Annotated in this window: 12 protein-coding genes; 7 read left to right on the top strand and 5 right to left on the bottom strand. The window is 40.9% G+C overall.

Translation table 11 applies throughout. The features are described from left to right. Nucleotides 1-500 precede the first annotated feature (500 nt). The 4 genes from hppD to P4S61_RS03555 all read left to right on the top strand — a co-directional run bounded on the left by hppD (nucleotide 501) and on the right by P4S61_RS03555 (nucleotide 4,793). On the top strand, nucleotides 501-1,547 hold the full coding sequence (gene hppD / locus P4S61_RS03540; protein ID WP_337117782.1) for a 4-hydroxyphenylpyruvate dioxygenase: 1,047 nt from the start codon (nucleotides 501-503) through the stop codon (nucleotides 1,545-1,547). 153 nt (nucleotides 1,548-1,700) lie between these two features. Next, complete coding sequence (fahA, locus tag P4S61_RS03545) at nucleotides 1,701-3,014, top strand: fumarylacetoacetase (RefSeq protein WP_182717062.1); 1,314 nt, start codon at nucleotides 1,701-1,703, stop codon at nucleotides 3,012-3,014. 142 nt (nucleotides 3,015-3,156) lie between these two features. After that, nucleotides 3,157-4,314, top strand: a complete 1,158-nt coding sequence (locus P4S61_RS03550) for a M23 family metallopeptidase (RefSeq protein WP_149980831.1) — start codon at nucleotides 3,157-3,159, stop codon at nucleotides 4,312-4,314. Between the two features lie 62 nt (nucleotides 4,315-4,376). Further along, the gene (locus P4S61_RS03555) at nucleotides 4,377-4,793 is read left to right on the top strand and encodes a bactofilin family protein (RefSeq protein ID WP_337118877.1); all 417 of its coding nucleotides are present in this window, start codon (nucleotides 4,377-4,379) and stop codon (nucleotides 4,791-4,793) included. Between the two features lie 16 nt (nucleotides 4,794-4,809). On the opposite strand, the gene P4S61_RS03560 is transcribed toward P4S61_RS03555, so the two are convergent. Further along, nucleotides 4,810-5,283, bottom strand: a complete 474-nt coding sequence (locus tag P4S61_RS03560) for a hotdog fold domain-containing protein (protein ID WP_145237355.1) — start codon at nucleotides 5,281-5,283, stop codon at nucleotides 4,810-4,812. 164 nt (nucleotides 5,284-5,447) lie between these two features. Between P4S61_RS03560 and P4S61_RS03565 the strand changes: the two genes are divergently transcribed. From P4S61_RS03565 to P4S61_RS03575, 3 genes are read left to right on the top strand one after another with little or no spacing between them, the layout of a single operon-like run. Beyond that, a complete protein-coding gene (locus P4S61_RS03565) occupies nucleotides 5,448-6,641 on the top strand; it encodes a multidrug effflux MFS transporter (protein ID WP_149980832.1) in 1,194 nt (397 codons plus the stop codon). A 5-nt stretch (nucleotides 6,642-6,646) separates the two neighbouring features. Beyond that, nucleotides 6,647-7,282, top strand: coding sequence for a LysE family translocator (locus tag P4S61_RS03570; RefSeq protein ID WP_337117783.1), 636 nt, complete (start codon nucleotides 6,647-6,649; stop codon nucleotides 7,280-7,282). A gap of 14 nt (nucleotides 7,283-7,296) precedes the next feature. Beyond that, a complete protein-coding gene (locus tag P4S61_RS03575) occupies nucleotides 7,297-7,761 on the top strand; it encodes a methylglyoxal synthase (protein ID WP_145237363.1) in 465 nt (154 codons plus the stop codon). A 7-nt stretch (nucleotides 7,762-7,768) separates the two neighbouring features. Here P4S61_RS03575 and yegD read toward each other — a convergent pair whose 3' ends face one another. The 4 genes from yegD to P4S61_RS03595 all read right to left on the bottom strand — a co-directional run bounded on the left by yegD (nucleotide 7,769) and on the right by P4S61_RS03595 (nucleotide 11,101). Then, nucleotides 7,769-9,136 (bottom strand): molecular chaperone, encoded by a 1,368-nt coding sequence (gene yegD / locus P4S61_RS03580; protein ID WP_182759000.1) that lies wholly within the window; start codon nucleotides 9,134-9,136, stop codon nucleotides 7,769-7,771. A 64-nt stretch (nucleotides 9,137-9,200) separates the two neighbouring features. Continuing rightward, nucleotides 9,201-10,049, bottom strand: coding sequence for a DNA ligase (locus P4S61_RS03585; RefSeq protein ID WP_182734430.1), 849 nt, complete (start codon nucleotides 10,047-10,049; stop codon nucleotides 9,201-9,203). Nucleotides 10,050-10,083: 34 nt separating this feature from the next. Then, the gene (locus P4S61_RS03590; RefSeq protein WP_182734432.1) at nucleotides 10,084-10,740 is read right to left on the bottom strand and encodes an HAD family hydrolase; all 657 of its coding nucleotides are present in this window, start codon (nucleotides 10,738-10,740) and stop codon (nucleotides 10,084-10,086) included. A 61-nt stretch (nucleotides 10,741-10,801) separates the two neighbouring features. Next, entirely contained in the window at nucleotides 10,802-11,101 is a 300-nt protein-coding gene (locus P4S61_RS03595) for a hypothetical protein (RefSeq protein ID WP_145237374.1), read from the bottom strand. Nucleotides 11,102-11,164 lie beyond the last annotated feature (63 nt).

Below are 11,164 nucleotides of genomic sequence, written 5' to 3' on the forward strand. Positions count from 1 at the left end.
GACTTCAAAGCGCGTAACAAAAGATTATAAATTACTTTTCAACAGCTTCATTAAACACATCTGATAGGCCACCACGCACGTTCAACGAAACGCTGTAGCACTGCTAGCAAAATGCCCCAGCCATTACTAGTAACCTTAGCTTAGCGCAGAAGAGTTAGTTTTTTAACAAATACGGCTCTAGCGTAAACAATTTATTACACCACGTATATTTAATAAGGGGTGAATAGTTCCTTTATTTGATTATTTACCCCTTAAATAAGAATAAATTAATTATATTTATCAATAAGTTAATAAAAGTTTAAGTTACTTAATACAAGACCTTTCAATACAAATCTCAAAACCAAGCATTAATGCTTATGCATTTTAAAATGATCGTCCCATTTAATTTACAAAGAGCCGTTTGCCTAAATAGCTATCGGCTCTTCCCTTGCTGCCAATTATGGTTAATTATCTGCGCATCAGACACAACAAGACGCAGTGTTTATTGCGGGAGAATTATAATGAGTGAAGTAACTAACCCTTTAGGTTTGGTAGGTATCGAGTTTACTGAATACGCTACACCTGATGCAGATTATATGGATAAAGTATTTACCGATTTTGGTTTTTCAAAGCTAAAAACATTTAAAGGTAAAGACATTGTTTATTACAACCAAAACGATATTCACTTTTTACTAAATAATGAACGTGATGGTTTCTCTGCAGAATTTGCAAAAAGTCATGGTCCTGCAATTTGTTCTATGGGTTGGCGTGTAGAGAATGCTCAACAGGCATTTGACACCGCAGTAGCACGTGGTGCAAAACCAGCGACTGATTCAACTCATAAAGACCTACCATACCCGGCAATTTACGGTATTGGTGACAGCTTAATTTATTTTATTGAGCAATTTGGTGATAAAGATTCAATCTATGAGCAAGACTTTGAAGACTTAAGCGAACAAAACATTGTTGATGATAAAGGCTTTATCCGCATCGACCATTTAACTAATAACGTTTATAAAGGCACTATGGAAACATGGGCTAACTTTTATAAAGACGTATTTGGTTTTACTGAAGTTCGTTACTTTGATATCAAAGGCCAAAAAACAGCCTTGATCTCTTATGCACTTAAATCACCGTGCGGCACCTTCTCGATTCCAATCAATGAAGGTAAAGGCAACGATAACAACCAAATCGATGAATACCTTGGTGAATACAATGGCCCAGGCGTGCAGCATTTAGCATTCTTAACAGATGACCTAGTAAGCTCACTAGATAAGCTTGATAAATCAACCATTGCCACGCTTGATATTATTCCTGAGTACTACGATACAATTTTCGATCGTGTACCTTGGGTTGCAGAAGATAAAGAAAAGATCCGTGAACATCAGATCTTAGTCGATAGCCAAAGTGAAAATTGCTACTTGTTGCAAATTTTCTCGAAAAACTTATTTGGCCCAATCTTTATCGAGATGATCCAACGTGTTGATGACGGCGGTTTTGGTGAAGGTAACTTCCAAGCACTGTTTGAATCAATCGAGCGCGACCAAGAGCGCCGCGGCGTTTTATAAGCACCGTATTGTAAATTTAAAAAGCAGCGTACTTCGCTGCTTTTTGTCGTTTCATCAATATTATAAATGACAATCTGAATTTCACTGTTTAAATCGCGCTATTCATCACCATATCCACTGTAAAGCGCGACTGACTAAACCAAAGGAAATGTAATGAGTTTAATTAACGAAACCCATGATATAAATTTAACTAGCTGGGTTGCCTCAGCGAACGTTGCAAATTGTGACTTCCCAATTCAAAACCTACCATTTGCAGAAGTACGTCGTAAGAACTCTGACGAAGCTTTTCGTGGTGCCGTTGCCATTGGCGACCAAGTTATCGACCTTGCCAAAGTAAACGAGTTAGCTATTTTCTCAGGCGATGCACAAACAGCTATAGCAGCAGCAAGCCAAGCAACATTAAATGAATTTATGGGTCTTGGTCAGCAATATTGGTCAGCGCTACGTTTAGCATTATCTAAAGCATTACGCGAAGGCGCCGCTGAACAAGCTAAGTTAAGCGATGCATTAATTGCCCAAGCAGACATTGAGTTTGCATTGCCATGTCGTATTGGCGATTACACTGACTTTTACACATCTATCTATCATGCAACAGCAGTCGGTAGCTTATTCCGTCCTGACAACCCGTTACTGCCTAACTATAAATGGGTACCCATTGGTTACCATGGCCGTTCTTCATCAATTGATGTGTCAGGTCAAACCTTTCATCGCCCAAATGGTCAAACTAAGGCGCCAGACGCTGAAGTACCATCGCTTGGTCCGTGTAAACGTTTAGATTATGAGTTAGAGCTAGGCATTTATTTAGGTAAAGGTAATGAATTAGGTGATGCCATTGCTATCGAAAACGCTGAAAACCATGTATTTGGTTTTTGTGTATTCAATGACTGGTCAGCACGTGACTTACAGGCATGGGAATACCAACCATTAGGTCCATTCCTTGCGAAAAACTTTGCTTCAACTGTATCACCGTGGATTGTAACCACCGAAGCATTAGCACCTTATAGAACATCATGGACTCGTGATGAAAATGACCCACAACCATTAGATTATTTAGAATCAAGCCAAAACCGTGAGCTTGGCGCCTTTGATATAAAAATGGACGTGCAAATTGAGACCGCTAAAATGCGTGAACAAGGTGCTGCACCTTCATTAGTATCTAAATCAAGTTTCAAACATTCATACTGGACAGTGGCACAAATGGTGACTCATCACACAGTAAATGGTTGTAACTTTATGCCAGGTGATATGCTGGGCTCAGGTACGCAATCAGGTCCGACTCATGAAGAAGCCGGTTCATTACTTGAACTGTCTCGTGGTGGTAAAGAAAAAATCACCCTTAATAACGGTGAACAACGCAGCTTTTTAGAAGATGGCGACAACGTTATTATGCGTGGTTGGTGTGAAAAAGCCGGTTTTGCTCGTATCGGTTTTGGCTGCGTAGAAGGAACGGTTCTTCCTGCTAAGTAACTAAGTTGTAAACATTTATTAAATGTATTTATTATAAGGAGGCGACCAACGCCTCCTTTTTTAAGATTAATTACAATTTTTTACTGGCTTTTTCAGCTCAGATTGCTATCTTAATTCGGTTAATAGCCAGTGTTTATAAGCCATGTCAGCATTTATTAAGTCTTTTTATCACAAATTATTCCCAGCTAGACAGCTGTTGATCCGCCAAAATGGTGAGGTTAAACATGTGATATTAGCACCTTGGTTACAAATATCAGCTGTAGCGATTATTTTAATTGCTTTAGTATGGTTGGCTGTTTCGACCCTGCGAATATACTCTCAAACCAACAAGATTTCCGACATCGAACAAAGCCAATTATCAAAACAACAACAGTGGCAACAACAAAGCAAAGAACAACAAGCACAATACGATAAACAGTTAGCCCAGCTTGCGGTGCTTGAGCAAAAGCATGCTTTACTGCAGAGCATGATCGATTCTTTACCTGAGTCGATGAGCAATCCCACACTGCCAGCAGCGCCGCCAGAAGGTGAACTCGGCGAGCAACAAGAAGAGTTCCATGAACCATTAGTTGATGAAAACCCTAACAACGCACACACTCTTTCACTCTCTGACTCTGTTAATATCGAGCAACGTTTTGCACTACTCGATAGCCAATACCAACACAGCTTTTTACAAATAGAGCAACAAATAGAACGCCGCCAGCACGATATTTTAGCGATGCTCAAAGGTGCAGGACTTGATACCGCCTTGGCGCGTCGTCTAGATGGTGATATGACAGAAACCGCGCAAGGTGGTCCGCTGGATTTATTTGATGAATCAAAGATCCCAGCTGAATTTTTAGTCATCGCAGATAAACTATTGGCGTTGAATAAGCTTGAAAATTTACTCAGTGAGTTACCGCAAACTCTGCCTGCAGCAAATTACTATATTTCGAGTAGTTTTGGCCTGCGTAAAGATCCAGTGAATAACCGTCATGCTTATCATAAAGGTGTTGATTTAGCAGGTTGGCATAAAACCGAAATATTCGCCCCCGCTGATGGCACAGTATTACGCGCAGGACGCAACGGTGGTTATGGTAATTTTATCGAACTGCAACATAAAAACGGCTTTGTAACTCGGTTTGGCCACTTAAATAAAATCAACGTTAAAAAAGGCCAAACGGTAACTAAAAATGATGTTATCGGATTAATGGGCAGCACTGGCAGAAGTACTGGCACTCACCTACACTATGAAGTATTACTTAACGACAAACATGTCAATCCAGTCAAAATAACAAAGGCGCTTTCTCGTGTTCGGTAAAAAAATCAACAGTAAGTAGTTCTGCAAATTCTCAACTAAAAAGAACTAGCCACACTCCTTCGATCATTTCTGAAGATGTTCGCTTAACGGGCAGCCTAGTGAGTCAAGGTGAAGTACAGCTTGATGGTCGCATAGATGGTGATGTTCGTGTTAACCATTTAGTTATTGGTAATACCGGTTGTGTTGAAGGCTCAGTGGTTGCTGAAAGCGTGATTGTAAAAGGTAAAGTAATCGGCTCACTCAACGCCAGCAAAGTAGTTATTGAACGTTCAGCACAAGTGCACGGGGATGTTTATCAAGATACTTTAAGTATTGATGCTGGTGCAATTATTGAAGGTAACTTAAAACAACGCCATGAAGCTGAAACGGTTGAATTAATTACCAATAGCGCAGAATCAAAGCCGGAGCTTACATCTGCGCTCAGTGAAGGTGATAATGACTTGTCGTTTTTCAACAAACAAGCCGCAGAGAAAAAATAATCGCTTTATTTTTCTTTTACTTTTTCTTAGTAACGTACATCGTAATATCAGCAGTGAAGACCAATTCACTGCGAGTATTGTAAAGCTTCACTGGCACCACTAAATCCTCTTTATCTAGCCATTGTCTTGGCATTGCAATTTCTGCCACAGCTGTGACATCAGTATCAACCTTCGCTAAGTACTGCACCGTCATTCCTTTAGGGATCCAGCGATGAGTTTTATACGGCACGGTAGCATCAACCATCACACCGGCACATAACTCAGCTAAATTACATTGCGCAATAGCATGGATAGTCCCAATATGATTGTGCACACTCCGTCGGTTTTTAACCATTGCGCTGCAATGTCCGTCACGTAAATCTAAAACAGTGGGTTTCATTGAGCCAAAATAAGGGGCTTTAAAACACACGACTTTAGTAAATAACCAATTGCCAAATGGTAGACGCTTAAAACTATGCCATGCTGTTAAAACTGCAGATTTATTACTCATTATTATTTTCCATTGAATGTCACTATTGCAAAATTAGCACATCAGACCAGTTAGCAAAAGTGCATTTATACTTATAATCTTACTAGCTATGTTCTTATAGATGGGTCATATGCCCTTTCTTTTTTATCTTTGCAGACCTAAAATACGCGGCAAAAGGAGCACTCATGCCAACAACCGATCGCCGCAATCATCTTAGTGTTATTTTAATTCTCGCTCTTCTGGTTATATTCTGCCCATTAGCGATTGATATTTACTTACCCGCATTTCCTGATATAGCGCAAGCATTGGCTATTGATGAGCAGCAAGTGCAACTTACCGTCGCTATTTTTATGCTGACGGTTGGCTTAGGTCAGCTTATAGCAGGTCCTTTAGCCGACAAGTTTGGCCGCCGTCCAGTCGCACTATTTGGCATCACACTGTATGGATTTGCTGGGATGTTGGCTTTTTTAGCGCCTAATTTTAGCATTCTGATGCTTGCGCGTGCACTACAAGGTTTTGGGGCTTGTGCCACTTTTGTGGTTGCATTTGCGATTGTTCGTGATACCTACGGCAGTGCTAAAAGCGGCCAAATGATCACTTACCTAAATGGTATTGTGTGTTTTATTCCCGCGTTAGCGCCTATTTTAGGCGCTTGGCTGACTGTGCAATTTGGCTGGCGGATAAACTTTTTATTTTTGGCGGGGTTTGCTTGTGTTGGACTAATGATCACTGCCATATATTTTAAAGAAACACGCCCTGCGGATAGCCACTATGAGGGCCACATACTCGATTTACGTCGTTTTATACCAATCATTAGCACGCCTATTTTTCTTTTTAATAGCCTAATTTGTATGGTGGCAATGTCGGCTATTTTAGCTTTTGTAACATTAGCACCGGGATGGATCATGACCGAGTTAGGTGGATCGGTCAGCGATTTTACTTTTTGGTTTACTCTCAATGCCATTGTTAGCATTGTAGCTAGCTTTATTGCACCATTGTATATCAAACGCCATAGTCAAAAAGCGTTACGCATAGGTATGAGTTTATTAATTTTCTCTGGTGTACTGATTTTAATTCTCGGCCAGTTTAAAAGTGCCTTTGCTTTTATGCTACCAGTGTTGATTGCTGCGCTAGGCTTTGCACTTAGCTTAGGCTCAGCGGCTGGAATGGCATTGTCACATTTTGCTAAACAAGCAGGTACTGCATCTGCGTTAATCGGTTTAATGCAAATGAGCGGCGCTGGAGCATTGGTTATGCTCACCCAAGTGCTCCCTTTCAATGCGCCCGAGTTTATTGCTTTTCACTTATTATTATTGCTGCCACTGTGGGTTATACTGCTCAGTAATAAAGCACATGCTTATCACCCTAAAAACACATAAAAACAATGATCAATTTTGAATTTTTACTGTCATTTTTAGCCGCGAGTTTTTTAATCGCTGTTGCACCAGGTCCTTCCAATGCTTTTTTAATGGCGCAAACTTTTGCCAATGGCCGCGCAGCAGGCTTACAAAGCGCATTTGGTTTTGCTTTAGGCGGAGTGGCGCATACTTTATTTGCCGTTGTCGGTCTTACGGCTATCCTAAAAGCCTCAGAAGTGGCTTATACCAGCGTACAATTCGCTGGTGCTGCCTACTTATGTTATTTAGGTGTAATGATGTTTAAAAGCACATTTATCCAGTCAGAGTGCAGTAGCGAAGATAAACCCCATGTAAGCACCAAGAAAAAAACTAATGTTATGTTTCAGGCTATGATGACTGAAGTGCTCAACCCTAAAGTAGCGTTATTTTTTATTGCGTTTATTCCGCAGTTTGTTGATCCAACCCTGTCATCATCAACTACATTTCAATTAGCTTTCTTTGGCTTACTGTATCCACTTTTTGCGTTTCCGATTGACTGCACGTATATTTACTTTGGCGATAAAATTGCAGGCTACTTTCGAGAGCACCCGCAAAGCCAAATTTGGATTGATCGTATAACAGGTGTAGTATTTGTAGTTCTTGCGGTTAATCTACTCATCTAAAAAAAAGAGTCAACATGGAACAAAAACAGCAAACCCTTCCAGCGCAAAAAAATATTGCTTTAGTTGCACACGATGGTAAAAAAGCAGCCTTGCTAGCCTGGTGTAATAAACATCGCGATAACCTCAGTAAGCACACTTTATATGGCACAGGCACCACAGGTCATTTAATTGAGCGAAATACTGGACTTGAAGTTATCAAACTACTTAGTGGCCCTATGGGGGGCGATCAGCAGTTAGGCGCTAAAATTGCGGAGCATGAAATTCATGTGTTGATTTTCTTTTGGGACCCCCTTGCATCTCAACCTCATGATCCGGATGTTAAAGCATTATTACGCTTAGCTGCGGTATGGAATATTCCAGTGGCGTGTAATGAAGTCAGCGCAGATATGATTTTAAGCTCGCCTTTGATGCATAACGAGCTTGAACGGTCATTGCCAGATTACGAGAAATACCTCGCAACCCGACAAGTCATACTATAAGCACCCTTTAACTATAAAGCATACTTGCCCATTTAGTGAGTCCGGCGGTTACACTACCAAAGTGATCGCCGTTTACCATTTTAATATCACCTAAGTGCTCAACTAATGCGGCTTTTATTAGTGGCGATTGCGCGCTGCCACCGGTAAGGTAAATCACATCAGGAACGGTCCCTGCATCTTTAATCGCTTGTTTTGCCAAACTTACTATTTGCATAATCGAATCATCAACCGCTACAGCTAAATCAGCTCGTGATAGCACTTTATGTAATTGCGGCGCTAAAAACCCTAATTCACAGTCATACTCAGTCACTGACGAAAGCGCAATTTTTGCCGCCTCCCCTTGCTGTACCAGCTGATGACCTTGCTTATTTTGCTGCAAATCGATCAGTCGTTGAAATAACTCAGGTGCTTGTACTTCACGTAACTGCGTAAGTAATTCTCGGTGATGGCTTTGACTATAAAACTGGCTTTGTAAGTTCACATCGTTAATTTTACATGCTTGCCAAAATGCTTGATTAGGCAGTGGTAAACCTGATTTAAACTGACTGCCTAAACCAAGCAATGGCATTAATGCGTGATAGCTTAAAGCAATGTCTAAATCATTACCGCCAACACGTTTACCTGTATGCGCTAAAAAGTCATGATCACGGTCACTACTATCACGAAAGCTAGGTCCCATTTGCACAAATGAGCAGTCACTGGTACCACCACCAATATCAATAACCAATACTTTTTGATCGTGATTTAAGTCACTTTCATAATCAATTCCTGCTGCGAGTGGTTCATATAAAAAAGCCACATCTTTAAAGCCAGCTCGTTTTGCTGCACGCTCTAAAATACCAATTGCTTGTTGGTTTGATTGCTCTCCACCCACGGCTTGGAAATTTACCGGGCGGCCAATAACCGTTTGTGTTAACTCTTTTTGTAGTGATGTTTCAGCACGCTGTTTGATTTTTAAAATCATTGCGGTGGCAATATCTTCAAAGAAGTTGATTTGCCCTTGCTTTAAGCCTATTGCCCCAAAAAACGATTTAGGGGATTTAACAAAATAGCCTTCTTCAGGAAATTGCACATATTCGTTAATTGCTTCACGGCCAATAAAAAGACTTTCATCACCAGGGGCTAGATCTAAGTCAGACTTGATCCGCACCATACTATTGAGCAGGGCTTGGCGCTGGGTTTTAAAATCAGTTTCATAACTTGTACCTGTTAGATGCTGAGCAACAAAATCGACAACTAAAGCACTGTGATGTGTGTATAAGGTTGAAGGGAGGTAAAACTTACCTTGCTCTAGGGGCACCAGCTCAACAGTATTTTGAGCATTCATTACACCCATTGCGCAATTAGAACTACCATAATCAAAACCAACTACCATTACTTCACCACAACTAACATCAAAAGGCCGCGCAATTTAGCATACTTACGGCTTTTTTTAAATGTTAATCAGGATCGCGTTGACGTAAAAAACTGGCAAACCGTGGTAAACCGTTTTTAGTAAAACCATGGTATCGGTATGTCACCGTCGCTCCTATTGCGGGTGGATTTTGGCGCTGTGCGTTACTAAAGCCAGTACCAATTGAAAACTCTTTTCCTTGTGGTGTAACTACTTTTAACGCCCCTAGCATGCCAGTAAATTTGCCTTTTCCTGGAAGATGAGCAATGACGACCGCTTCACTATCAAAATAAGGTTTTAACTTTAACAGCGCATCAGAACGGCCACTTTTATGCATTGCCGAGGCTAAATGCAGCATTACACCTTCACCACCTTGCTGAGTTACTTTATCAAAGTACGCAGATAATGCCTGCTCTGTAGTAAATTGATACTGCTGTACTGCTTGGATGTGAGGCTTATTTAATGTTTTTACTAAACGTAGATAATTTTCATAGCGTACTGCAAAGGGATTATGTTGATCTGGCATGTCAAATATCTGATAGGTGACTTTTTGCCAGTCACTATCCAACGGCTGTAAAGTGCGCACAATACCACTGAGGTCTGCAAAATCACCGCGCTTGGTCCACAACTCACCGTCTAACCTCAAATTAGGTAAATCAGCAATAAACCAGCCTGGCGCATTAATGGCATTGCCATTACGGGTTATCAACTGTGTTCCCGTCCAAATCGCACGGACCCCATCAAACTTCTCACTAACGAGATAGTTTTCAATAGCAAGCGCTTGATCTTGTGGGTAAACCTTGGCAAGTTGGGCATCAGCGGTGATCTGTGTATCAGTTGCTAAGCAAGTAAAAGTACTGATCAGCAACCATAATACTGTTAGTCCTTTAAGCATATCGGTCTCCTTGTTTATCACCAAGCAGACTAAACTATAGCTTAGTTTGTACCCATTGCCATAGCTGCTGTAAATTATCCATGCGAGAAACAGCTAAACTTAAATCGTGGCCTAGGGTGTGTTTATTCGGTATTGCAACCACAGCTACGTTTGCATTAGTTGCTGCTGTAACGCCGGTGTGTGTATCTTCAACAGCAATTGCTTGCTCTGCTGAAATCCCTAATGTTGTCAGTGCAAGTAAATAAGGGTCTCCCGCAGGTTTTGGATTTTGCACGTCGTCTTTAGTCACTACGCAGTCAAACCATTCATAAAAGCCATAGCCTTTTAAGATAGGTAAGGCCTCATGGCGTGAACTACCCGTCACTAATGCCATTTTAAGATCGCTTTGCTTCACTGCCTCTAATACCTCTTCGGCAAAAGGCATTAAAGGAGGTAAATTAGTGGTAACAAATTGCTCGAATGCATCATATTTAGCCTGCGCTAACCACTGCGGTGAAACCGATAAGTTATATTGCTCAACCACTTCAATTGCCGCATCTAAGGTCGGTCGACCTGAAAAACGTTGGCAAAAATCATCTTCTTCATAGCGCACGCCAAACGGTGCTAAAACATCATTCCAACAGTTAAAATGGACACTTTCTGAATCAACTAAAGTGCCATCCATATCAAATAATACTGCTTTTAATGTCATCCTCATTCCTTTATTTTTCAGCAACAAAAAAGGCGCTCATAGCACCTTTTTGGTTTAATACTTATGCTGTTAAACCTGCTGGCGGCTCTGCAAATGCTTCTTCACCCGTTTCAACATCTACCAACTCGTAGCCACGTTCTTTTCTAACAACTTTTAGTACAGGTTTTTCAAATGCTGTTTTTAAACGCTCTGCGTCATCTCGTAACGCATCTAAGGTGTTGCCAAAAGGCGCTGCGCCCGTTTCTGACCAATTCGTTACTTTACCATTTAGGTTATATTCAACCTCATGTATTTGATATTGCGCCGCTTCATCTTTAGTTGCTTCACAAAAAATCACTCGGTAGTTCCAAAATCCAGCCATTGTTCTTCTCTTGTTAAATTTAATTGTCGCTACTTTAGCAGCTCTAATAAGGCTTTTCACTAG

This window comes from Pseudoalteromonas sp. B160, assembly GCF_037162485.1.
GTDB classification, from domain to species: domain Bacteria; phylum Pseudomonadota; class Gammaproteobacteria; order Enterobacterales; family Alteromonadaceae; genus Pseudoalteromonas; species Pseudoalteromonas rhizosphaerae.